The 23,256-nt window shown below is 31.2% G+C and carries 24 protein-coding genes; 9 read left to right on the top strand and 15 right to left on the bottom strand.

Annotation, left to right across the window (positions count from 1 at the left end; genetic code table 11):
* Positions 1 to 201: 201 nt before the first annotated feature.
* The 4 genes from JNUCC83_RS09800 to JNUCC83_RS09815 form a co-directional block, all read right to left on the bottom strand.
* Positions 202 to 2,115 carry a hypothetical protein gene (locus JNUCC83_RS09800; RefSeq protein ID WP_454459857.1) on the bottom strand — a complete coding sequence of 638 codons (1,914 nt, stop codon included), beginning with the start codon at positions 2,113 to 2,115 and terminating at the stop codon, positions 202 to 204.
* On the bottom strand, positions 2,108 to 4,642 hold the full coding sequence (locus JNUCC83_RS09805; protein ID WP_454459858.1) for an ATP-binding protein: 2,535 nt from the start codon (positions 4,640 to 4,642) through the stop codon (positions 2,108 to 2,110). Before JNUCC83_RS09805 ends, JNUCC83_RS09800 begins: the two co-directional genes overlap by 8 nt.
* A 13-nt stretch (positions 4,643 to 4,655) precedes the next feature.
* On the bottom strand, positions 4,656 to 5,918 hold the full coding sequence (locus tag JNUCC83_RS09810) for a TRM11 family methyltransferase (RefSeq protein WP_454459859.1): 1,263 nt from the start codon (positions 5,916 to 5,918) through the stop codon (positions 4,656 to 4,658).
* A 92-nt stretch (positions 5,919 to 6,010) separates the two neighbouring features.
* Positions 6,011 to 6,184: a YlcI/YnfO family protein gene (locus JNUCC83_RS09815; RefSeq protein ID WP_454459860.1), complete on the bottom strand. Its 174-nt coding sequence runs from the start codon at positions 6,182 to 6,184 to the stop codon at positions 6,011 to 6,013.
* A 156-nt stretch (positions 6,185 to 6,340) separates the two neighbouring features.
* Between JNUCC83_RS09815 and JNUCC83_RS09820 the strand changes: the two genes are divergently transcribed.
* The 3 genes from JNUCC83_RS09820 (at position 6,341) to JNUCC83_RS09830 (ending at position 9,870) form a co-directional block, all read left to right on the top strand.
* A complete protein-coding gene (locus JNUCC83_RS09820) occupies positions 6,341 to 8,224 on the top strand; it encodes a LysM peptidoglycan-binding domain-containing protein (RefSeq protein WP_454459861.1) in 1,884 nt (627 codons plus the stop codon).
* A gap of 22 nt (positions 8,225 to 8,246) precedes the next feature.
* On the top strand, positions 8,247 to 8,519 hold the full coding sequence (locus JNUCC83_RS09825; RefSeq protein WP_454459862.1) for a hypothetical protein: 273 nt from the start codon (positions 8,247 to 8,249) through the stop codon (positions 8,517 to 8,519).
* A gap of 109 nt (positions 8,520 to 8,628) precedes the next feature.
* The gene (locus JNUCC83_RS09830; protein ID WP_454459153.1) at positions 8,629 to 9,870 is read left to right on the top strand and encodes an IS256 family transposase; all 1,242 of its coding nucleotides are present in this window, start codon (positions 8,629 to 8,631) and stop codon (positions 9,868 to 9,870) included.
* 251 nt (positions 9,871 to 10,121) lie between these two features.
* On the opposite strand, the gene JNUCC83_RS09835 is transcribed toward JNUCC83_RS09830, so the two are convergent.
* Positions 10,122 to 11,192, bottom strand: coding sequence for a hypothetical protein (locus JNUCC83_RS09835; protein ID WP_454459863.1), 1,071 nt, complete (start codon positions 11,190 to 11,192; stop codon positions 10,122 to 10,124).
* A gap of 162 nt (positions 11,193 to 11,354) precedes the next feature.
* Here JNUCC83_RS09835 and JNUCC83_RS09840 point away from each other — a divergent pair, with 162 nt between their 5' ends.
* From JNUCC83_RS09840 to JNUCC83_RS09865, 6 genes are all read left to right on the top strand, one after another.
* Positions 11,355 to 11,666 carry a hypothetical protein gene (locus tag JNUCC83_RS09840; RefSeq protein WP_454459864.1) on the top strand — a complete coding sequence of 104 codons (312 nt, stop codon included), beginning with the start codon at positions 11,355 to 11,357 and terminating at the stop codon, positions 11,664 to 11,666.
* 89 nt (positions 11,667 to 11,755) lie between these two features.
* Positions 11,756 to 13,042: an FtsK/SpoIIIE domain-containing protein gene (locus tag JNUCC83_RS09845; protein ID WP_454459865.1), complete on the top strand. Its 1,287-nt coding sequence runs from the start codon at positions 11,756 to 11,758 to the stop codon at positions 13,040 to 13,042.
* A gap of 40 nt (positions 13,043 to 13,082) precedes the next feature.
* Complete coding sequence (locus JNUCC83_RS09850) at positions 13,083 to 13,367, top strand: hypothetical protein (RefSeq protein WP_454459866.1); 285 nt, start codon at positions 13,083 to 13,085, stop codon at positions 13,365 to 13,367.
* 353 nt (positions 13,368 to 13,720) lie between these two features.
* On the top strand, positions 13,721 to 14,800 hold the full coding sequence (locus tag JNUCC83_RS09855; RefSeq protein ID WP_454459867.1) for a Rep family protein: 1,080 nt from the start codon (positions 13,721 to 13,723) through the stop codon (positions 14,798 to 14,800).
* Between the two features lie 31 nt (positions 14,801 to 14,831).
* A complete protein-coding gene (locus JNUCC83_RS09860) occupies positions 14,832 to 15,089 on the top strand; it encodes a helix-turn-helix domain-containing protein (RefSeq protein ID WP_454461361.1) in 258 nt (85 codons plus the stop codon).
* A gap of 64 nt (positions 15,090 to 15,153) precedes the next feature.
* Positions 15,154 to 16,374 (top strand): site-specific integrase, encoded by a 1,221-nt coding sequence (locus tag JNUCC83_RS09865; protein WP_454459868.1) that lies wholly within the window; start codon positions 15,154 to 15,156, stop codon positions 16,372 to 16,374.
* Between the two features lie 109 nt (positions 16,375 to 16,483).
* On the opposite strand, the gene rpsI is transcribed toward JNUCC83_RS09865, so the two are convergent.
* The 10 genes from rpsI to rpsM form a co-directional block, all read right to left on the bottom strand.
* Entirely contained in the window at positions 16,484 to 16,876 is a 393-nt protein-coding gene (rpsI, locus tag JNUCC83_RS09870; RefSeq protein ID WP_071457734.1) for a 30S ribosomal protein S9, read from the bottom strand.
* 13 nt (positions 16,877 to 16,889) lie between these two features.
* Complete coding sequence (gene rplM / locus JNUCC83_RS09875) at positions 16,890 to 17,333, bottom strand: 50S ribosomal protein L13 (protein ID WP_071457735.1); 444 nt, start codon at positions 17,331 to 17,333, stop codon at positions 16,890 to 16,892.
* Between the two features lie 128 nt (positions 17,334 to 17,461).
* Positions 17,462 to 18,226, bottom strand: coding sequence for a tRNA pseudouridine(38-40) synthase TruA (gene truA / locus JNUCC83_RS09880; protein WP_454459869.1), 765 nt, complete (start codon positions 18,224 to 18,226; stop codon positions 17,462 to 17,464).
* Positions 18,227 to 18,287: 61 nt separating this feature from the next.
* Positions 18,288 to 19,085, bottom strand: coding sequence for an energy-coupling factor transporter transmembrane component T family protein (locus tag JNUCC83_RS09885; protein ID WP_454459870.1), 798 nt, complete (start codon positions 19,083 to 19,085; stop codon positions 18,288 to 18,290).
* A complete protein-coding gene (locus JNUCC83_RS09890) occupies positions 19,075 to 19,953 on the bottom strand; it encodes an energy-coupling factor ABC transporter ATP-binding protein (protein WP_454461362.1) in 879 nt (292 codons plus the stop codon). The genes JNUCC83_RS09885 and JNUCC83_RS09890 overlap by 11 nt, the downstream gene beginning before the upstream one ends.
* The gene (locus JNUCC83_RS09895) at positions 19,929 to 20,768 is read right to left on the bottom strand and encodes an energy-coupling factor ABC transporter ATP-binding protein (protein WP_454459871.1); all 840 of its coding nucleotides are present in this window, start codon (positions 20,766 to 20,768) and stop codon (positions 19,929 to 19,931) included. Before JNUCC83_RS09895 ends, JNUCC83_RS09890 begins: the two co-directional genes overlap by 25 nt.
* A 262-nt stretch (positions 20,769 to 21,030) precedes the next feature.
* Positions 21,031 to 21,417, bottom strand: coding sequence for a 50S ribosomal protein L17 (gene rplQ / locus JNUCC83_RS09900; RefSeq protein ID WP_071457740.1), 387 nt, complete (start codon positions 21,415 to 21,417; stop codon positions 21,031 to 21,033).
* A gap of 30 nt (positions 21,418 to 21,447) precedes the next feature.
* Positions 21,448 to 22,386 (bottom strand): DNA-directed RNA polymerase subunit alpha, encoded by a 939-nt coding sequence (locus JNUCC83_RS09905; RefSeq protein WP_454459872.1) that lies wholly within the window; start codon positions 22,384 to 22,386, stop codon positions 21,448 to 21,450.
* 77 nt (positions 22,387 to 22,463) lie between these two features.
* Complete coding sequence (rpsK, locus tag JNUCC83_RS09910) at positions 22,464 to 22,853, bottom strand: 30S ribosomal protein S11 (protein WP_071457742.1); 390 nt, start codon at positions 22,851 to 22,853, stop codon at positions 22,464 to 22,466.
* A gap of 28 nt (positions 22,854 to 22,881) precedes the next feature.
* Positions 22,882 to 23,247 carry a 30S ribosomal protein S13 gene (rpsM, locus tag JNUCC83_RS09915; RefSeq protein ID WP_071457743.1) on the bottom strand — a complete coding sequence of 122 codons (366 nt, stop codon included), beginning with the start codon at positions 23,245 to 23,247 and terminating at the stop codon, positions 22,882 to 22,884.
* Positions 23,248 to 23,256: the final 9 nt, after the last annotated feature.

A 23,256-nucleotide genomic window follows, 5' to 3' on the forward strand; every position in this document is an offset into this window, starting at 1 on the left:
CTTTTTTAAGACCTGGTTCTAACAACTTTTATTTTCATAAGTTTCAAAAAGCTTTAACATCAAGCTTTTCAAGCAAAGAAAACACTCATGATTTCATCTAATTTCAATCAATTTCATCTGAATGGTGTGAACTTTAGACTAAAAACTATAATTTTGAGCTAGAAATTATCAAAGTTCACACCATATTTTATATCATAACATTTAGATCGGTATTTCTACATTAAGAGCTTCACGAGTTTGAACATCAAGTATTTTTTTATGTAATCTTTTCGCTTCATATTGTGTCAAACAGTAGTCTCTATTGACATTTTTCAGTTCAAATCCAATTAATTCATCACAATCATCTTTCCAAACTGGTTTTACTGGAATTATTGGGTTAAACATACTTGTCTCCAAACTTAATTCTAATACTTCCTTACTAACTTCGTTGAATTTTTCAATCATTTCATTAAACTGATTCTCAATATACCTTTTTGTTGCTAACCTGATCTCTTTCGATGATTGAATTGATTTTTTTGTGACAATACTTGCGTTATCTTCACTCTTTCTTAGGAGTAGAACATCTAACCAAAAACATGGTACTGTATAGATTTGATAAGATTCAATTTCATATTCCTTCTTACGGTTTTTCTCAATTGCATTATCAAACTTTAATCCATCTAAACTTGACCCAGCTTTTTTTTCTGATCTGTTAGCTTCTTCTATTTTTTCTAAAAACTCTGTTTCAAACCCTAATTTTTGAATTTCTTCAGAAAAAACACCATAAAATACTTTTCTTCTTTCATCCTTCACTAATTTTTTTTCAGCTTTCGAAAGATTTTTTGTCTCTGAGTATGTGATGCTATCTAAAAATTTTTTATAGAATTTAATTAACCAATTTGCATCTATTATTTCTTCTGATTCTCTAATTTTAATGAGATTAAACGAATCCAACCTTCTATCCCCATTATTTCTAATCGTAATATCACAATTTTGGGAAATAACAACATACTTTTCCTTATCTATCTCAATAATATCACCATAACTAATATCATCACTTCTACTACTTTTTAGTTCTGGTCCCTGTGAATTAACATGGTAATTTATTTCTTTTAAAAATCTAAATCTATCTGAAATATAACAAGCCAGAATATCACCATCATCTCTAAAGTTTTCATACTTTTGCATAGAGTTTCTGATAGGATTTATTATTTTATCATAATTCACATTTCTAAATTCATTATAAGTATAACTAAATTTATTGGTAAACATATCATATATGATATTATCTACATGTTGTCCTTCCATAAGATAATCATAGTTAAGCAATGCTTCATTATGACTCATATCCCATATTCTTTCTTTTAAAGATACTATACATTGAGAATATATATCATCAAATGAGTTCACATAATTTGCTTTTTGAGATTTACGTAAAGATGAGATAAAATGATCTTTTTCATAGTTTGATTTATTAACAAAATTGATATGCAATGCTAAATTATTTGCAACATCTTTTTCTAAATTCAAACCTTCTCCGTCACTCAAATAATCAACAACTGATTTATAATCTTTCAAATCTTCTGGAGCTGTTGAAAATAGTACTAAAAATAAATTTTTATTGATTATTAATTGATCATTAATTGCTTTTAAAACAATTGACAAAATTTTTTCAGGCTTTTCATCACCTAGTGCTAGAGTTTTATCTAAAATAATTAAAGTTTTGTCTTCTTCGCATCCTAACGTTTCTATATTTTTCAGCAATTTTTCTTCAGAATCTGCTCCCCATCCTTTAAATTCAAAAGTCTTATCTTCTAAAAGTGTTTCGTAATGATTTTTTTCGCTACTATTCATTATTTGTAAATACTCTTCAATTTCTTTTTTTTCTAAATCCGCAAATCTAAAATACTGACCTAATGTTTGTATTTCAAATGAATTAAAAAAAGATCGCATTGTAGTATCTTCATCTCCAGCATCAATGTTACCTTCACCTGTTTTCTCCAAGTGAAACATCGATATATCACTTCTGATTTCAGGTGGAATATTATTGATTTCAGTTTCCTCGCTATAAATAATATTAAACGCATCATCTATTGCTATTACTTTACTTATTCTGTATTCATCAAAATTACTCATCTTTCTCCTCCGGAAAAGTTATAATAAATTTATAAGGATTGTCATATTCATTAACTTCTAAAGACAAAATTATATCTGCACCTATCTCCCTAAGCATTTCTCTTACGATATTTAATCCCATACCTCTCCCTTCACCATCTGGTTTATTAGTAATAAATGGGTCAAATAACTTTTCTACAACATTTTCAGCAATTCCGATACCATTATCATATATTACTAGTTGCTTTTCTGTATTATGTAGTTCAAATACTATCATTGGGGATTTCGTATTCATTCTCTCCAGCCAATAAGTTGAATTTATAATAAAATTTTCTATTATAATTTTAAAACTATCTTTAATTAACTTAGTTGAAAAATCTGATCCCGATATTAAATATTTCAGTTCTAATTTTCTATATATTAATAGCGGACTATCGTGGACTATTTCTTTTATAGATTCTTTTACACTTAATTTTTCAAATCGTCTTCTTTTAGAATATGAATTAACATCTAACAAACTTGCATACCTTGCAAGAAACTTAATATCCGAATCTATACTTCCCAAATTTCTGATCATTGTTTTTTGGTCATTTTTTGGAATAGCCTTTCTTATTTTTAGTGAATAAGAATTAACATTATTTGACAGCCTTATTATTTCATGAGCTAACGTTTCTGATATTATAGTTGCTCCCACAACTGGTAATAATTCATTAAAATATGCATAGTCTTCCTTAATCTGCTTATCTTTTTTAACAAATTCTTTTTTTACATCCTTTGATTTTTTAGATAGTTCAGAAAAAACCATTTTTAGCTTATCTTCATTTTCATTTTCATTTTCAGTATTTTCTAAATTTTCTTTTTTATCGATTTTAATAAGATTATTTATTATATCTACCGTACTATCTACAGTTTCTTCAAAGTCTTCCACAACATTTTTCTTTCTTATAAAAGTTAAATCAGCTATTGTAATTGACTCTCCTTCTTTAATTTCAGAAACTTCTTTTCTTATAAAAGAAAAATTATTAGTAAAGTCTGTATCTTGATACGCTGCATTTTTATATATCAACTCTTTCATTATAAGTAAAAAATTTTTTCCGTATTTATCTAAAACTAGTCCTTGCCTATTCGTTAATTCTTTTAAGAGCTCTAAATTATTTTCGCCATTCACATTTACAAATCCTGTTGTAGTATGTTGCTTATATATCACTGATTTAGTCCGTGAATTAAAGTGACCCATGCCGAGCCAATCATTCCCAACGTTACCATATGGAAACAATCTAAAATTGTTACGATATAATTTAACTCCTACAATATTTTCAATCATTTTTTTTAACTCACTTGTTATTACTTGCGGTGAAAAGTCATACGCATATATCTCTCCAAAAAAATCTCCTGGTAAATACATAAATTGAGTATTTTCGTCATTTTCTGCTTCATTACTTACATCAGTTTCTTCATCACTATGTTCTTCACTACTAGTATAGAGATATGCATCTTTCAAATTACTCTTAGGACTATCTCTATAAATAGAGCTCACATTACTCAAATCAATAACTAATGTTTCTTTTAAATACTTTTTATAGTATTCTTCATAATTTATATTGCTATTTACGAGTTCTAAATTTCTACTCTCTAAACTTTTAATTAAGGTATTAATCTGACGTTGCACATATCCTTTACTTCTTATTGTATTTAATGTTAGTTTTTTTTTCTCTTCATTAAAATGAAATGTAAAAAACGAATCACAACTTTGCTTTATATATTCTTTATCATAAGTATCACTTCTGAAAATTTGATTATCTAGCTTTATTGAAACCTTAAAATTAACATTTTCATCTTCATATGGATTTAAAAATGCAAGTACTTCCGACTCTAACTGATTAGCAGTTTCTACATTTCTCCAAAAATCTAACCCTTTTAATCCATACACTTCAATTTTTGTTCCATGCTTCTTTCTATGTGTAAAGACTGTATTATTAAATTCTTTTTTTTCTATTTCTATTGGGATATCTTCTATTCGTTCATTCTTTTTTTCATATAATTTCCAGTCTATTTTAAAAGAATTATATGTGTCAGCTTCCTGCAATACCAGCTCTTCTAGTGTGTCTACCCCATACATAGAATTCATTTCTTCTGATTTCAATTTATCAGACACAATATCTAAATCAAATTTAGTTTTTACGTGAATATGTTGTCCTAGTTGATTCAATGCTAGTCTACCAATACCTTTATTTCCCTGAGCCAATCTATTAAATTTAGGAGATACTTTTTGATATTTATTTTTAAACGAAGTTGCTATTTTTAAAAAAGCATTCTCAATTATATAAGGATTCATGCCATTACCATTATCTTCAATAACAATTTTTCCTTTTCCAAGACTAGATTCAAAAAAAGTATCAATAACAATGGTACAATTTAATGCATCTGCATCGGATGAATTTTTTACAAGCTCTAACAATGCTACTTTTTCATCATCGATTAGAGCTTCTCCCAAATGACTAATTATTCTTGAATCTATAGTTAAATTGACCTTATTAATATTACTCATTAAAACTCCCCTTTTAATCTTTTATTTTTTTAAAAATTAATATATATTCTGAATTCATAGAAACAACAGATTTATTATTAACTCTAGAAACTTTTCTGGGCATTCTTTTAGTAGGGATTTCTCTTTCAATCTTATCTATAAGTTGTAAATTTTTACTAGTTAAAAAATCAATTGTAATATTAGTTAATGGTAGTACTTTATTGTCAACTCTCCTATTTCCTAAAGTAATTATCATATATTTATTAGGCTTAAGGACTTCAGTTAATTCATCAAAAGCTAATAAGTAATCGCTCATAAATTTTTTTACTTTCTTATGCTTATCTTTAGATATCGTTTCCAAATAATTATCTAGCTTAATTGATTCATACTGTTTTTCACTTGTGTTCTTTTTTATACCTCCAAGGCTTGCTGAGTCTATGCTGGAATAATTATCTAATAAACTTTCATCAAATTTAGCTAAATCTTTATTATTTATCCAAAATAAAGGAAGTATTGAAAACTGACCATATGTAACGGTAGTTCCATTATCACCATATGGAGGTGATGTACAAATCAGATCTATACTATTCTTTTCCATCTTACCTAATAATTCTGTTGTATCACCAACTGATAAAAAGATTTTTCTTTGTCTTGTATAATCAGGTAAATAGTCAACTGATTTTTTTATACTTTTACAAAAATCATTAATAACATCATTTTTTACTAATAGTATGTCATTTTCTTTTTTTATATGGAGTTTAAAAGTTGAACTTCTGGTATTACTATATTTTTTTATTATATTAATCATGCATACCCAATAAAATTGTCTTATATTTTTAGACTTTTCTTGTTCTATCGCATACTTAACTTTACTTAAACTTTCAATAATATCTGATCTAAACCATTTATCTATATTTGGAAAATTATGAATAGGAAATTCTATATCTTCATTCATCAATATTCTAGTTATTTTTTTATTGCTACTATTGATTAGATTTTTATTTATCCCCTGTAATTTAACACGTGTCATCAAGCTGGCTAATGGATTTATATCAAATCCAATAGGTATCAACCCTAATCCTGTACCTTCAACAAGAGTCACACCTGAGCCATGAAAAGGGTCAAAAATATTACTTATTGAACTATCTTCTTCTAAAACCATTTCTATTAGCTCTCTTTGCATATCGGGAACCATAGTTGCTGGATAAGAACATATTTTGTGAATTCCTGACGATTTAAAATCTGAAAAATCCCAATAACCTTTATTTTTTTCCCTTAATTTTATTTTAAGAGACATTGTTTACACCATCCTATTTAATAATTTCTACTTCTAACATACTTTATAAATTTAAATATCTAGTGTTTTATTTAACCATACACTAAGATTATTTATTTTTTACCCATATTTTTTAATGCATATTCACAAGCTTGAATAACAAAGCCTGAAAAACTAACATCTTCATTTTTTATGGCTTCATTAATTTCTTCTATCAAGGGCAAAGGAAAACGAATTGTTTTATTTTCAGTTTCCTTTTTATCTGATCTTAATTTGAAATCACTCATTATATCATTTCCTCTTTATTTATAATAATAGCTATTTAAATCATAAGACATTTAACACTTTTAATATGCATTGCATTAAGCATTACAATTTGTATTGCAATACTCTTTTTTTACTGGTAAACTTTGATTATCATATATTTGGAAAGGAACAATAAAATGAAAAAGTATGACTCAGCAAAAATTGTAAAAAGTATTCTCTATTCAAGTATTCTTGGTGGAACTATCTTTATCGGAGGATCTATAACACAAGCATCAGAAACTGATACTGCTTGGCAACCTCGAACATCAGAACAAATTAAATCAGAAATTAAAGGTAATGAATATGTCATTCAGTGGGGAGACACCCTTTCTGCCATCTCTATTGCTACTGATATTTCAATAAATCGTCTTGCCGAAATTAATCAGATTACCAACATAGATTTAATTTATTCAGGCAACAAGTTAGTATTCGGAGGAGAAATAAATTCAAAAACTGGTGAAGATAATCGTGTAGTAGCAGTTCAAGATAGCAATGGTAAAACATCAATTGTTATCAACACTGATGAAAACAAGCCTTTAGTTAACCAAAAAGAAACTAACAAAGCTAGAGAGACAGAAAACAACGGTGGGACATACACACCACCTAAAACAGATAATAGTGGAAATAACTCTTTACCAAAAGTTCCAACTATTCCTAAACCTAAACCAGAAGAACCTATTCCACCTGTAAAGCCAATTGATCCAGTAAAACCAATTGATCCCGAGTTACCTGTTGATCCTGTCGATCCAGGAAAAACTGAAGCTGATAAAACTCAGTTAACTGCTTTATATAATTCAACTACTAACTATGTATCTACTGATTACAAAACAGAATCTTGGACTTCATTTAAGGAAGCCCGTGAAGCATCATTACTTGTAATCAATAACCCTAATGCAACGCAAACAGAAGTTGATAATAGTTTTTCTCAATTACAGGCAGCGGTTAATCAGTTAGTAGTAATTGAAACAGTTGATAAAACTAACTTGCTTATTCTTGTGGAAGACGTAAAAAATTACCAAGAAAATGACTATACCTCTAAGAGTTGGACTATATTCTATAATAGTTTTATTTCTGCAACTGATGTACTAGTTAATGTAGAAGCCACTCAAGAAGAAGTTGATAGTGCTTATAAAAATTTAAGTCAATCCATCTCTTCTTTAGAAAAAGTAAAAGAGGTTAATAAACAAGAGTTAATTAATTTATATGATTCTACTGCCTCTTTAAATCCTGATGATTATACTGAAAAATCTTATAATGATTTTATCCTAGCTAAGTCTGAAGCTAAGTCAGTAATTGAAAATTCTATCGCTACGGATGCTGAAGTCAATAAAGCTCAACAATCTTTGCAACAAGCTATTGATTCTCTAGAAAAAGTAGTTGTAGTAGATAAAACTAAACTTATTGAATTATACGATTCTACTTCCTTTTTAAATCCTAATGACTATACGGAAGAAACTTGGAATAACTTCATTTTAACTAAATCTGATGCGAAGTCTGTGATTGATAACCCTAATGCAACTCAAGAAGAAACTGACTCTATTAGCCAATTATTATTAGAAACAGTAGAGAATCTTGAGAAAAGAGTAGAAGAAAATGATTTCTCAAAATTAGTTGAAAAAACACCAACGTACTCAATTTCTATGACTGAAAAAATAGAAGCTTCTATCAATGTTTTCAGAGTACAGAATGATGAAAAAGTTCTTCCTGTAAGTCAACGTTCAAGAGACTTATCAGATGCAGATGCAAAACGTAATGTGAGTGATAACTACATGACATGGTCAGCAGATCACAACGAAAATGCTATTGGAACAACATTTTCTATAATAGGTGCTACTAATGAAGATGAGGCAGTACAAAAAGCAATGACGAATTGGATTAATTCTCCAGGACATCACGACACAATGTTATGGAACGATAACGGAGACATTGGTGCATCTGTATATGTGATGAAAACAACAAAAAACGGAACAGTTATTTATACATTTGAATTTATTACTACAATGTATCCTGATTGGATGTAAGATAAGAAGGAGGTCTAAAAATATGTGGGCTTGTATTTTTACAGTTGCACTTTTATGGGGTTCTACAACAGGAGTTAACATTATGTTTCCCCATTTTTCAAATTTAATAAGAGTTGCAATTTATATATTAACGTCTATAATGTTATACATTTTCGGGAATGAATTGGTTATTCTTCTAACAGTTATGCATAATATTATTTTCAGTATCATTTTTGGTAAACGCGCATTATTGAACGGTATGCATAATATCGGAGAAAAAAACAGACAAAAACATAATGATAAAAGTAATCAATAAACTTTTTTATGAGAGTGTAATATAAACTGTGTAAGTAACCTACCATCCTAGGTAGTGGGTTGCTTCGCGGTTTTTCTTTTTTTACAATAGATTAAAGGAGTGAGAAGCTGTGGCTAAAAAGAAAAGAGACCAAAAATCAGCGAAGTTAGCTCAATCAATTATTGACATCTATCAACCAGAATCGGTTGAAGATATGCAAGAAGCTTTAAAAGATGTTTTTGGACCGATGTTTGAAGCTATGCTACGTGGAGAATTAGATAATCATTTAGGTTATGAGAATCAGTCAAGACAAGAAAAAGAAACTCAAAACAGACGGAATGGATATGGAAATAAAAAGTTAAAAACAAGTTTCGGTGAATTAGACATTCAGGTTCCAAGAGATAGAGATGCTTCTTTTGAACCAGAAATTATTCCTAAAAGAAGCAAAGACGTTTCAAGTATTGAAAGTAAAGTTCTTTCTATGTATGCCAAAGGCATGAGTCAACGAGATATTGCCTCGACAATTGAAGATATTTATGGCTTTACTATTTCTCATGACATGGTGTCGGATATCACAGATCAAATATTATCAGAACTTGAGGAATGGCAAATCAGACCTCTGGCCAAATGCTATGCCTTCTTGTTTGTTGATTGTATGTATGTCACTCTAAGAGAAAATTATGAAGTGAAAGAATGTGCAGTGTATACAATTCTTGGCTATGATTTAAAAGGAAATAAAGAAATTTTAGGCCTTTGGTTAAATCAAACAGAATCAAAAAACAGATGGATGCAGATTTTTGATGAGATTAAAGAGCGTGGAGTTGAAGATATTCTATTTATTTCAATGGACGGCGTATCAGGACTTGAAAATGGTGCTAAAGCTATTTTCCCAGGCGTTGTGGTTCAACGTTGTTTAGTTCATTTAGTTAGAAATGCCCTTCGCTATGTACCAAGTAAGAGTTATAAAGAAGTTTGTAAGGATATGAAGTCTTTTTACAGCGCTTCTTCTTTAAAGGCTGCTCAAACAGCTTTTGATACCTTTCAAACAAAGTGGGCTATTTATCCAGGAGCTGTTGATGTTTGGAAAAGAAATTTTCAACATGTTGAACAACTATTTGATTATGGATCAGCTATTCGAAAAATAATGTACACAACAAATGCTGTAGAGAGTGTTCATTCAAGTTTCCGTAAGGTAACTAAAAAAGGCGCTTTCCCTAATGAGAATGCCCTTCTTAAGCTGCTATATCTTCGAGTAAAAGAACTTCAAAGTAAATGGGAAGGTGGACACGTTCACAATTGGGCTATGGTGCTTAATCAATTAACTGTTAATGATTCTTTTTCAAAACGAGTTGAAAAATATAATCGGTACTAATCAAAATAGGTTGGATATATATAATTTGACAACGAGTCTCTCGTCCTGTGAATTTTTATCGGGACAAGAGCTTTATTAAAAATGCCCTCTTATCCTCGAAGATTATCACAGGACGACTCATTGTCAAATTGTCGTTCTATTATTATTTAAAATTACTTACACACTTAACTTGACAAACCCTTTTTTATAATTAAAAAACTCGAAGTAAATCCTATATAAAAGATTTGCTTCGAGTTTTATTTATATATTGCTTAGTTCACTAAACTAAATCCTGTTTTTTTAATATTTAAACTCTCATCTTGTATGTTTTTTAAATTATTCACAAACTCATCATATACATTTATTATTTTAAGATTAGCAGATTTTTTAGTTTCAAGTTCCTTCGATATCAAGTTTTTTATTTTATTAATATTTGTTTTATTTAACTTCTTTCCTTTAAACATTAAATCTTTATTTTTTTCTTCATAAATCATCTTTGACATATCTGTATGATATTTTTGATTTAACTCAATCACATCTAAAACATCTTTGGTTGTTCCATTAATTTTAAAGCCAATATTAACTACTACTTCATTTTTATATTCTTCTTCTATTTCTTCCATTAATTTATATAAATCATTATTGATCCATGTCGTTAATTCTTTACCAATTGTCATTATCTTCTTTTCAAACAATGTATTTTTAGTAATAAAAAACAGCTTAAAACTTTTTATAAATCTATTTTTTTCCTTTTCCCATAGATACTCCATTGAGTTTTCATAACATTTTTTATATTTTTCTAAATAATACTTTTTTTTCTCTTCACCACTGAAAAATTCGTTCTCATTTTTTCTAACAGGAAAATCATAAAATGAATCCTTCATCATATCATATTCTAATAATGACAATTCTGCATTAAACAAACTTATTCTTTTCAATATTTGCCTTATTTCCTTATAAGTATCATTGTATTTAAAATAAAACGCTACATCATCATCAATAATTTCTGAACTAACTATTGATAGTGATATTTCATCAAAAACAAACTTCAAAATATTTTTATATTCATCCTCATTTCCAAATATTAATTCTTCATACGTAATCGGTGTGCTTCCATACAATTCCACTGCTTCAATTATGTTCTTTAATATTGATGCAGTTGCTGGATTAACACTACTTTTCTTCAAAAAATCTTTCTTACCGCTTGCTTCTAACTTAGAAATAGTACTTCTATTTTCTGGAGAAACTTTAAACTGGCTCCATCCATACTCCTCTCTTATTTTTTTTGCTCTAACTCCTATTTTAGGAATTAAATAATTTTCGAATTCTATTCTGTTATCCATTAAATCACTACTTTCTTATTCTTTTTTATTATACTAAATGTGTGCACTTTTATCAAAAAAAACATCTATAAATACCACTACTCACACACATAATTAGTGATATTCTTAATTCATCAAGAAAACATGCATGGATTTTTGATGAATTAAGAAGGAGGTTTTTTTATGAAAACAAAAAATAAAAATGATAATACGAAAAAGATTCAGTCTGGAATTTTTTCGAAAACAGCTAATATTACTGGGATATATTACTGTGAAATTAAATCACCACAACAAATGCCCTTACCTAAAGATTTTAAATCTTTCAATTTTAGATTAAAGAATGGTTCTATTGGAAGAATAGCTTCGATTTTTAAAGAAGAAGGTAATTCAACGATTCAAGTTAGCTATGTATTTAACAATCCTGGTGATAGAAACGCACAGATACAAACACTTTCAGACAGTAAACTACTATGCAACATTAAAGAGTTTCTATAAAGCCAGAAATTCTTCTTGAAGAGCCATAGAAACGCTGTGAAAGCGTTTCTCCTCTTTAAGTAATAACTTTTAGAAAGAGAGATTAAGTGATGAAAACAATTAAAAAAGATATTAAATATATCTGTTCAGCTCAATTTTTTGGATTAGATATATTTACTGTTTCACTTCTATTTTCTACTCCTGTATTACTATTTCTATTAGTTTTGAATTTAACATTCGGATTCAATAAGCAAAGTTTATCTTTGATACTTATAATTCTTATTACAAATGGAGTTTTATCGGTTAATACAAAAAGTAAAATTAATTTTCTATGGAATTTAAAATTTTCTCAGTTTATTAAAAACAACAAGTTAGGTGACTTTCAAACGATTGATGGAAAACAAATTTTCAAAAATTCAGCAACTATTTGCTACTTTTTAGACGGTAATTCCTATCTTCATATTCAGATTTACACGAAAGGAAATCATTATACTAAGAAAGCTCAAAACCTTGATGCTGAACTGATGTCTCTTGTAAAAAAAGAGCTAACAAACAAACTAATCTTCGCTGAATATACTGAATATATTTTCTACCTATCAAATAATAAACGATATTCAATGAATGAAGAATTACTCAATTTGAATTCTAATAGAAATGAATTATCTTTCAATTACTTTTTAAGTTGGAATTTCTATAGAGAACCTCATTTATTAGTTGTAGGTGGAACAGGATCAGGAAAAACATACTTCTTACAAGAACTAATTTTGAAAGCCTATAAGAAAAAAATGATAATTAACATTATTGATCCTAAAAAAGCAGATTTATATCAAATCGGAGCTAATTTTTTTAATGAACGTACTGCCGATTCAACCGAATCTATCATAGAACTATTAACTCAAAACATTCAAATCATGAATGAAAGATATGAACTAATCAGAAATGAAATTGGGACAACCGCAAAAGATCATAAATTATCTCCGATTCTAATTTTTTTCGATGAAGTTTCTGCAGCTGTCGCAAGTTGTAGTTCTAAAGATAAAAAGTCGATTCACAGTCTTCTCACTACTCTAATTTTAAAAGGCAGACAAGCAGGTATATTCATCATTTTAGCAACACAACGTCCAGATACTGATGCAATTCCTGGCAATATAAGAGATCAACTTTCCGTGAAGATTGCTTTTGGTAATTTATCACAAGATGGTTTGCGAATGACTTTTGGTTCATTAAATCAGGAACTAACTTCAATAGATAATACTGAAAAAGGACATGGATACATTCAATTTTCAAGCAATACGGGAAATCCTCAAAAATTTGTTTCAAGTTATTGGGAGACAAATTTTAACTATATAAAAGAATTAAAAAACGTCCAGAGCTCTGAAAGACGAGAAACGCTGTAGCTTAACTAATCAAACGATTAGAAATGAAAGGAAAATTATTATGAAATACAAATTAAATTTAAATAACTTATTATCAACTGCAACAGAACCTATAACAAAGTTTATTTATGAAAATGGAGAAAAAACTGAAAAGATTTCTGGCTACGCTTATCGCCTATTGGACTTAGATTTTGGTGAACCAGTTATCGTTGTATTACCAAAATTAAAAGAGATTCCCGCATCAACTTATGTCAATGTTATTAATGCAATTGGCACTCCTTACAAGAATCAAAATGGAGCTGTTTTAATGAGTATCAAAGCTGATGATATTCGCAAAGCAAATTAGATTATCTCAACTTTTGAATGATAGTTTGCTTGTCTTGATTATGTCCCTGACATAATCAAACAGACAAGCGAATCAAACTATCATCTCTCTTAAATCTTGTGTCAAAACACTCATTTCCCTTTAACTACTTGGGCGGAGGGCTTGTTATCCGCCCAAATTATATTTGTGTCAGTGTCAGAATAAAATTTACTAATTAATTTTTTCTCGACTACTACAGAATTATAAATCTTGTTTTAAAAAGGTTTTAAAAAATTATATTAAAAAAATTACAAATAGGAATTGGCACTTAAAGATGGTAATTGAGATTAACATTTTTATTTCTGTGCTACGAAAAAATACTGGAGGATTACACTATGTCTACAAAACGAAAAAGAGAACGAAATATGATGTACGTTCAGAAATTTAAATATTTACCTTTTGAAAATCTTGAGGAAGTAATTAAATGTATAGAAACTGAGATTAAACCAACTGAGTTTGCAGCAATTATCCATGATAAGGATAAAAAAGATGATGGTTCTTTAAAAGATAAACATATACATGTCATGTTTCATTTTGAAAATGCTCGTAGTATAGAGAATATTGCAAAAATGCTTAAAGATAAGCCACAATCCATCCAAAAATGGGATAAAAAATTAGAATCTGGCTACTCATATTTAATTCACGAAACTGAAAATTCAAAACATCAGCATCAATATGATCCAAAAGAAGTAATTGCCAATTTTGATTACTTAAAACGTATAGAAAAAATTAGAAAATCAATTAAAAATAACAATTTGAAAAAGAAAAAAAGGAAAATCAAAATCGATGAATTTTTAGACCTCTTATTACAAGGAAAGATTAGTAAAGAAAAATTAGAAAACTCACTAAATGGAGCTGAATTAGCTCAATATCATAGACAAATTGATGTTGTCTATAAAAAAGGATTAGAAAGACAAGCAAATAAGTGGATAGAGTCAAGGGAAGCTGAAGGGGCGAAAAGTAAAACGTTATGGATATACGGACCAGCTGGAACTGGCAAAACTCAATTAGCTAAAAAAAAAGCCCAAAAAGAAAGCCGTTCTTATTATATTAGCGGTTCAAGTAATGATCCCTTTCAAAACTATATTGATGAAAATATTGTCATTCTCGATGAGTTAAGACCAAACGATTTTGAATATAGTGATTTACTACGAATGTTTGATCCATACAATTTTAAAAATTGTGCACCTTCACGATACCAGAATAAAAATTTAATAGTTCATACATTTATTGTCACTACACCTTATAGTCCAAAAGATTTTTTTGAGAAAGTAATCAAAATTAAAGGTAAAAACTTTGATTCAAAAATCGATACGTTCTATCAATTAGCAAGAAGATTAGATGAAGTAATACATGTTACAGAAAAACAAATACAAAAACTAACCTATCAAAAAAAATATGACAATTTTCTTTAAAAAAATATTGGAGGTAATCAATTTGAAAGTTATGTTACTTGAAGAACAAATACAAGAAATTCAACAACTAATTTCAAATTTAATAGAACAAGAGATCACTAATCATCTCACCAATTTAAATCTATCTAGCCCTTACCTAAATAAACAACAAACTTGTGAGTATTTAAATATTTCTAATAATACTCTAGATAGTTGGATAAACAAAGGACTACCAACTATAAGAATTGGAAAAACAATTAGATTTGATAAAAATGAAATTCATAAATGGATAAATAGGCTAGAAAAATAATCATAATTGATTTATGATTTTATTATGATAGTTTTCTAGCTCAAACTAAAAGGAGAAATTTATCATGGCAATAACAAAAACAGAAAATGGAACATATAGACTTAGAATGTATATCCCTGAAGAAGTAAAATCATCTTTAGGGATTTCCTCTAAGGTAGTTGAAAAAAGATTCAAAAAAAGAAGTGATGCAAGAAAATTTGAAATAGAGTTATTAACTAAAATTTCAAATATACTTGATGGAGATATAGACATACCTTTAGAAAGTGACGGTAACATTCTTTTTTCAGATTTTTATACAAACGTATGGTGGGAAGCATATAAATCAGGACAAACAACTTCTACTGCTAAGCCACCAACCATTGTCACTATTGAAAATACTGAAATTATATTTAGAAAGCATATTTTACCACTCTTAGGTAATTATTCTATTGATTTTCTAAATAATAATAAACAAGTTATTCTCAATTTAATGACTCAAAAATCTAGAGAATATGCTAATTTCAAAACAATAAAAAGTTATGTTATTTCAATTTTTGATTGGGCAGAAGAGCTGGATTATATTGAATATAATCGAATTGCAAAAACGATTAGAAGAATAAAAGCTATTAAGAAAATTCAACTACAAGAAGAAAAAAATGATTCTGATCTATACTTATCAAAAGAAGAATTACAAGCATGGTTTTCAGCATTTCAACAAGACTTAGAACAAGACAAACTATCTCTAAAAGACTACGTTTTATTCTTTACTACATTCTTTCTTGGAAACAGAAAATCAGAATCTTATGCTCTACAGTGGAAACATGTCAATTTAGAAAATAAAGAAATAAGTTTAGTACAAGCTTTAGACAGAAAAAAAGGTGTAAAAAATACTAAAGGAAATAAAAAAACTATTTTCTCAATACCTGCTGAGTTAACAGCTTTACTCCATTCTTGGAAAATCCAACAAAAACAAGAGTTAGCTAAATTTAATATTCTTCAAGTTGATGAACAATATGTATTCACTTACATTGATTCTAAAGGAAATGTAAATAGTCGCTTACACGCTGATTACTTAAACAATAAAATGAAAACAGTTAAACGTAGACACCCTGAGCTTACACACGCTACACCACATAAATTACGTCATACAGGAGCAACTTTAGCTCGCTTGAGTGGTGTATCTATAGAAACTATTTCTGAGGCTCTAACACATAGTGATACAAGTACAACAAAATACTATGTTAATACTTCAAATATAGTTCCTATGGCTGTCGGGGAAATCGCTTATCGAAATTTGAAAAATTGAATGGTGTGAAAATGGTGTGAATTTTGGTGTGAACTTTTTAAAAAAGCGTAAAAAAAACACCCTTTGGTGTGAACCAAAAGGTGTTTGAAACGTTGATATATAAGCAATATTAACGCTTAGAGAATTGTGATGCTTTACGAGCTTTTTTAAGACCTGGTTTTTTACGTTCAACCATACGAGCGTCACGTGTTAATAATCCTTCACGTTTAAGAGCTCCACGGAAGTCAGGATCTACTTGTAATAATGCACGAGCAATACCATGACGAGTTGCGCCAGATTGTCCTGCATATCCACCACCATTAACGTTTACGAAAACGTCATATGCGCCTTTTGTTTCAGTTAAAACAAGAGGTTGCATAATTACTTCACGTAAATCAGCATGTGGAATATATTCTTCGATGTCTTTGTTGTTCATCACTACTTTACCTGTTCCAGGTACTAAGCGTACGCGAGCAACAGATTTTTTACGACGGCCTGTGCCGATATATTGTACTTTAGCCAATCTATTTTCCTCCTTAAATTAGGTTTGTAATGTCTAATACTTCTGGTTTTTGAGCTTGTTGTTGATGTTCGCTTCCACCATAAACGAATAATTTAGACCATTGTTTACGTCCTAAAGTATTCTTTGGTAACATACCTTTGATAGAATTCTCAACTAAACGACGAGAGTTTTTATCACGTAGTTCACCAGCAGTGATAGATTTCAAACCACCTGGATGTTGGCTATGACGGTAATAAACTTTGTCAGTTGCTTTTTTACCAGTTAATTTTACTTTATCAGCATTAATTACAATTACATAATCACCAGTATCCACATGTGGTGTGAATGTTGGTTTATTTTTTCCACGTAAGATAGATGCTACAACTGTTGATAGACGTCCTAAAGGAACATCTGTTGCATCCACTACATACCATTTACGATCTACTTCGCCATTTTTGGCCATATATGTTGTACGCATGGGTGTTTTTCCTCCAATTTTCTTCTGTTGTTTGACATAACACAATAAGTTTCCGGGGCTCATCGTGGGGCAAACAATACCACTAACCATATTATCCTTATTTTGTTGATATGTCAACAAAATTCACATTATTTATGACACTTTTTCTCGCCATTATAATCGACTTTCATTAAAAATAACCCCTCAGGTTGAGCAGTTGGTCCTGTCATTTTCTTGTCTTGGTTCACTAGGGCACGTTGTATAGCGTCTTCTGGTAGTTGGCCATTCCCTATTTTTAATAACGTTCCAACAAGCATACGGACCATTTTATATAAAAACCCATTTCCTTTAAATACAAATAATAATTCATCGTTACCTACTTCTTCTATTGTCACACTATAGACAGTACGCGTTTTATCCTCCACAGAACTTCCTGTCGCGCAAAACACACTAAAGTCATGTTCTCCTTCAATAAAACGTGCGGCACGTCTCATAGCATCCAAATCAAGCTCATAACGAAAATGGGCAGCATATAATCGTTTAAATGGATTAGGGGACTTTCCTGTATCAACATGATAATGATATTCTTTTCCTGTTGCCAAGTATCTCGCATGAAAATCTTCTGTCACTTTTTCAATAGATAAAATACTAATATCCTCTGGCGTTTGTGTATCTAGAGCAAATCGTAATTTTTCCACGTCACGTTTTTGTGGCAAATCAAAATGTATCACCTGACCAACTGCGTGAACCCCTGAGTCTGTTCTACCTGATGGATGAATAGTTACAGGCTTTCCACTATTCAATCTCTTTAGAGTGGCTTCTATGACTTCTTGAATAGTCACAGCATTTGGTTGTATCTGAAACCCTGCATAGTTTGTTCCATCATAACTAATATTCGCTTTATATCTTGTCATGCTTCTTCTCCTTTATTTTTTCCAATGAAAAAACGAGGCACATGTCCTCGCTTTTTATATATTAATTTCTAACTAACACAAGCACAATCGTCAATACGACAAATGACAACATAGCAAGAGTGTCTGTTTTATCCCAATGCAACACACGGTATTTCGTACGTCCTTCTCCACCACGATAACCACGTGCTTCCATCGCAATCGCTAATTCTTCTGCCCGGTTAAAACTACTGACAAATAACGGAATCAGAAGTGGCACAATAGCTTTCATCTTATCCATTAAGTTTCCTTCACCAAAATCGACCCCACGAGCACGTTGCGCATTCATGATTTTTTCTGTCTCATCCATCAACGTTGGCACAAAACGTAGTGCAATAGATAGCATCAACGAAATTTCATGCGCAGGAAATTTAATTTTTTCCAACGGTCGAAGCAGATACTCAATCGCATCTGACAACGATAATGGTGGTGTCGTTAGCGTTAAAAGTGTCGACATAAAAATAATTAGCACAAAACGCGTAAAGATAAAGAACCCATTGACCAAACCGAATTGGCTAATACTTACCCAACCCCATTCAAAATAGACATGGCCACCACGAGTGAATAGCACTTGCAGTCCGACTGTAAACAGGATTAACCAGATTAATGGTTTCACTCCTTTGAGAAAGAAACTTAGTTTAATTTGTGATAACCAAATACAAAATAGCGTAAAGGCAAACATCACACCAAATGATAAAAAGTTGTTACAGATAAAGATAATTCCAATAAAATAAAAACTCGCAATTAGCTTTGCCCTTGGATCCATACGATGGACAACTGAATCACCTGGTATATAACGTCCTAAAATTAATTTATTCATCATCTGAGAACACCTGCCTTTTTTCAAGTATAGGTAAGAGTTCTTCAGATAACTCTTCTGCAGTTAACGGTAGACGATTAAATTCCATCCCTTTTTCCATTAAATCAAAAGCAAATTCTGTCGCGGTTGGAACGCCTAATTGTTTCTCACGTAACCACTCAACATCATTGAATATCTCACGTGGATGTCCTTTTTTTTGGATTTTTCCTTTTTCAAGGACCACCATAAAGTCGGCATACTCAGCCACATCATCCATTAAATGAGTCACTAAAATAATGCCAATACCTTTTTCTTTATGCAATCGATAGAACATATCCATCATGTCTTTTCTACCTTTGGGATCAAGTCCGGCTGTTGGTTCATCCAAAATCAATACCTCGGGCTCCATCGCAAGCACTCCAGCAATTGCCACACGTCGCATTTGTCCACCTGAAAGGTCAAATGGCGAACGCTCAAGGTAACTATCATCAAGCCCCACAAGTGCTAACATCTCGCTAGCAAGTCTCAAACCCTCTTCTTCAGAGACACCAAAATTCTTTGGACCAAATGCAATATCAAGTGCCACTGTTTCATCAAATAATTGTGACTCGGGAAATTGGAACACAATTCCTACTTTTTTACGAATCGGCTTTAAATTTTTGTTGCTTGTCTCAGGAGTAATCTCTCTATCACCAATAATCACTTTACCACTAGTAGGTTTCAGTAACGCATTCAGATGTTGTAATAAAGTGGATTTACCACTACCTGTGTGTCCCACAATTGCACTATAACTATTGCTTGGAATGTCTAAGTTGATATCAAATAACACACGTTGCTCAAATGGGCTATTAGGTTGATATGTAAAATCTACTTTCTCAAACCGTATGTCCATAGCCATTCCACCATTCCTTCCCTCGTCAGATACTCTTTTGGCACATTTATTCCTTTTTTTCTTAATGAAGCTTTCAGTTTTTCAGGAAATGGGACATCAAGCCCCATACCAATTAATGCTTCACCATGAGAAAAAATTTCTTGTGGTGTGCCTTCATGGATAATTTCACCCTGTTTCATTACTAACACTCGATTAGCATAGGCAGCTTCATCAATATCGTGTGTAATAGAAATAACGGTTAAATTCGTTTCTTCTTTTAGTGCTCGTATAGTTTCAATCACATCTTGTCTACCTTGAGGATCAAGCATAGATGTTGCCTCATCAAGAATAATCACATCAGGAGCTAATGCAATCACGCCAGCAATCGCGACACGTTGCTTCTGTCCGCCAGATAATCGCGCGGGTTCTTTTGTTTTAAAGTCAGACATACGAACTCTCTCTAAGGCATTGTTGACCCTTACAATCATTTCATCACGAGGAACACCTTGATTTTCTAAACCAAAGGCCACATCGTCTTCAACTGTAGAACCAACAAACTGATTATCAGGATTTTGAAACACCATCCCAACCATTTTACGAATATCCCATATATTTTCTTCTCTGAGCACTTCGTTATTTACAATAATCTCACCAGATTCTGGGGTAATCAATCCGTTAATGGTCTTAGCAAGCGTTGATTTACCAGACCCATTGTGACCAATTAAAGCAACCCATTCACCTTGATTAATTTTAAGAGACACATTATTTAGAGCATGATTGTCCTGACCATAATATTTAAAAGTGATATTATTTAATTCAATTAAAGGATTTTTCATTTTACTGCCTTCCTTAGATCACGTCATTTTAGTTTTTTAAAAAATGCTTCTTTCTAAACTCAACTTATTTGAGGATACAAAGAAACATTTTATGAATAATAAACATTTATCATAATTGATGATATAAAAAAAGCACTTTATATGATGAGCGCAAGTCCTCTATCATAAAAGACAGAGGACTGCACCGAGCTAGACTCGGAGATTTCTCTCCAACATCATAACACTCTAAAAAGATCATCTATAAAGTGATGCAATTTCAAAATTAAACAAGTTCAATGATAACCATTGGTGCTGCGTCTCCACGGCGTTGTCCTTTTTTAAGGATACGTGTGTAACCACCTTGACGGTCAGCATAACGAGGTCCTAAGTCATTGAATAATTTTTGTAAAGCACTTTCTTCAATGATAGTTTCTTCTTTTTCGTCTAAACGAGCTTCTAAGTATTCGTTTCTTACGAATGCTGCAGCTTGACGACGAGCATGAAGATCCCCACGTTTACCTAAAGTAATCATTTTTTCAGTTGTTGAACGGATTTCTTTTGCACGAGCTTCAGTTGTCTCAATGCGTTCATTGATAATTAAATCAGTTGTTAAATCACGTAACATTGCTTTTCGTTGGCTGCTTGTGCGACCTAATTTACGATAACTCACGTCGTGTTCCCTCCTTTAAATCGGTTTAGATTAGTCCTCTTGGCGTAATCCTAGAGAAAGATCAGCTAATTTAGCTTTTACTTCTTCAAGTGATTTGCGTCCTAAGTTACGAACTTTAATCATTTCGGCTTCAGATTTATTTGTTAATTCTTGTAATGTATTGATGCCTGCGCGTTTCAAACAGTTATAAGAACGAACTGATAAATCAAGCTCTTCGATTGTTGTTTCTAACATTTTTTCTTTTTGTGTTTCTTCTTTTTCAATCATGATTTCGGCATTTTTTGCTTCGTCAGTTAAGTTAACAAAAATATCTAAATGCTCAGTCAAGATTTTAGCAGATAAACTGATAGCTTCTTGAGGAGCGATAGATCCGTCAGTCCAAACATCTAAAGTTAGTTTGTCGTAATCATCACGACGCCCAACACGTGTGTTTTCTACTTGGTAGTTAACACGGTTTACTGGCGTGTAAATAGAATCCACTGGTAATACACCAATTGGCATATCTTCACTCTTATTTTCTTCTGCTTGTACATAACCACGTCCTGGCTTAACAGTTAAACTTGCACGGAAAGTTGCACCTTCAGCAACGCTACAAATGAATAAATCTTTATTCATTATTTCTACGTCACTATCAGTAAGAATATCTCCAGCAGTCACCTCAGCTGGGCCAGTTATATCAATTTCAAGAGTCTTTTCTTCATCAGCATAAAGCTTTAAAGCAAGTCCCTTAATATTTAGAATAATTTGAGTGACATCCTCACGTACACCTTTGACAGTTGAAAATTCATGCAACACACCATCGATTTGTAAATTAGTGATGGCAGCCCCTGGTAGAGACGATAATAAAATACGGCGTAGGGAGTTCCCTAAAGTCGTTCCATATCCTCTTTCAAGTGGTTCGATGACGAACTTGCCATAATCTCTATCTTCATCGATCTTTGTGATTCTTGGTTTCTCAAATTCTATCATTCTTGTCTATACCCCTTTCAAAACGAAAGTGTCTTGTTCAATGTCGTTATAATTCCTATCCAATGAATAAACTCTCACTAAACACGACGGCGTTTTGGAGGGCGACATCCATTATGTGGAACTGGAGTAACGTCACGAATTGCTGTCACTTCTAATCCTGTTGCTTGTAATGAACGAATAGCTGCTTCACGACCAGAACCAGGTCCTTTTACAGTTACGTCAACAGTCTTCAAGCCATGTTCCATAGCTGCTTTTGCTGCAGTTTCAGCTGCCATTTGAGCTGCGAATGGAGTTGCTTTTTTACTACCTTTAAATCCTAATGAACCTGCAGATGACCATGCAATAGCATTTCCATGTACATCAGTTAACATTACGATTGTATTATTGAAAGTAGAGTGGATATGTGCCACACCTGCTTCAATATTTTTTTTCACTCGGCGTTTTCTTGAAACTTTTTTTGCTACCATGAAGCTTTAAACCTCCTTCACTCTAATCTTATTTTTTCTTACCAGCGATTGAACGAGCTGGTCCTTTTCTAGTACGAGCATTGTTTTTTGTGTTTTGACCACGAGTTGGCAATCCACGACGATGACGCATACCTCTGTATGAACCAATTTCCATCAAACGTTTGATGTTTAAGTTCACTTCACGACGTAAGTCACCTTCTACTTTTAATTTGTCTACTGCAGCACGGATGCTATCAGTTTGTTCGTTAGTTAAATCGCGCACACGAATATCTTCAGAAACTCCTGCTTCTTTTAAGATTTCTTGAGAAGTTTTCTTTCCAATACCGTAAATGTAAGTAAGCGAAATAACAACACGTTTATCACGAGGAATATCTACACCTGCAATACGAGCCATTATTCGTTA

The sequence above is a fragment of the Vagococcus sp. JNUCC 83 genome (assembly GCF_053667615.1).

What these genes read in the sequence shown, in the direction of transcription:
- JNUCC83_RS09800 (WP_454459857.1), bottom strand. Translation starts at nt 2,115, where the DNA reads ATGAGTAATTTTGATGAATACAGAATAAGTAAAGTAATAGCAATAGAT.
- JNUCC83_RS09805 (WP_454459858.1), bottom strand. Translation starts at nt 4,642, where the DNA reads ATGAGTAATATTAATAAGGTCAATTTAACTATAGATTCAAGAATAATT.
- JNUCC83_RS09810 (WP_454459859.1), bottom strand. Translation starts at nt 5,918, where the DNA reads ATGTCTCTTAAAATAAAATTAAGGGAAAAAAATAAAGGTTATTGGGAT.
- JNUCC83_RS09815 (WP_454459860.1), bottom strand. Translation starts at nt 6,184, where the DNA reads ATGAGTGATTTCAAATTAAGATCAGATAAAAAGGAAACTGAAAATAAA.
- JNUCC83_RS09820 (WP_454459861.1), top strand. Translation starts at nt 6,341, where the DNA reads ATGAAAAAGTATGACTCAGCAAAAATTGTAAAAAGTATTCTCTATTCA.
- JNUCC83_RS09825 (WP_454459862.1), top strand. Translation starts at nt 8,247, where the DNA reads ATGTGGGCTTGTATTTTTACAGTTGCACTTTTATGGGGTTCTACAACA.
- JNUCC83_RS09835 (WP_454459863.1), bottom strand. Translation starts at nt 11,192, where the DNA reads ATGGATAACAGAATAGAATTCGAAAATTATTTAATTCCTAAAATAGGA.
- JNUCC83_RS09840 (WP_454459864.1), top strand. Translation starts at nt 11,355, where the DNA reads ATGAAAACAAAAAATAAAAATGATAATACGAAAAAGATTCAGTCTGGA.
- JNUCC83_RS09845 (WP_454459865.1), top strand. Translation starts at nt 11,756, where the DNA reads ATGAAAACAATTAAAAAAGATATTAAATATATCTGTTCAGCTCAATTT.
- JNUCC83_RS09850 (WP_454459866.1), top strand. Translation starts at nt 13,083, where the DNA reads ATGAAATACAAATTAAATTTAAATAACTTATTATCAACTGCAACAGAA.
- JNUCC83_RS09855 (WP_454459867.1), top strand. Translation starts at nt 13,721, where the DNA reads ATGTCTACAAAACGAAAAAGAGAACGAAATATGATGTACGTTCAGAAA.
- JNUCC83_RS09860 (WP_454461361.1), top strand. Translation starts at nt 14,832, where the DNA reads ATGTTACTTGAAGAACAAATACAAGAAATTCAACAACTAATTTCAAAT.
- JNUCC83_RS09865 (WP_454459868.1), top strand. Translation starts at nt 15,154, where the DNA reads ATGGCAATAACAAAAACAGAAAATGGAACATATAGACTTAGAATGTAT.
- rplM (WP_071457735.1), bottom strand. Translation starts at nt 17,333, where the DNA reads ATGCGTACAACATATATGGCCAAAAATGGCGAAGTAGATCGTAAATGG.
- truA (WP_454459869.1), bottom strand. Translation starts at nt 18,226, where the DNA reads ATGACAAGATATAAAGCGAATATTAGTTATGATGGAACAAACTATGCA.
- JNUCC83_RS09885 (WP_454459870.1), bottom strand. Translation starts at nt 19,085, where the DNA reads ATGATGAATAAATTAATTTTAGGACGTTATATACCAGGTGATTCAGTT.
- JNUCC83_RS09890 (WP_454461362.1), bottom strand. Translation starts at nt 19,953, where the DNA reads ATGGACATACGGTTTGAGAAAGTAGATTTTACATATCAACCTAATAGC.
- JNUCC83_RS09895 (WP_454459871.1), bottom strand. Translation starts at nt 20,768, where the DNA reads ATGAAAAATCCTTTAATTGAATTAAATAATATCACTTTTAAATATTAT.
- JNUCC83_RS09905 (WP_454459872.1), bottom strand. Translation starts at nt 22,386, where the DNA reads ATGATAGAATTTGAGAAACCAAGAATCACAAAGATCGATGAAGATAGA.
- rpsK (WP_071457742.1), bottom strand. Translation starts at nt 22,853, where the DNA reads ATGGTAGCAAAAAAAGTTTCAAGAAAACGCCGAGTGAAAAAAAATATT.
- rpsM (WP_071457743.1), bottom strand. Translation starts at nt 23,247, where the DNA reads ATGGCTCGTATTGCAGGTGTAGATATTCCTCGTGATAAACGTGTTGTT.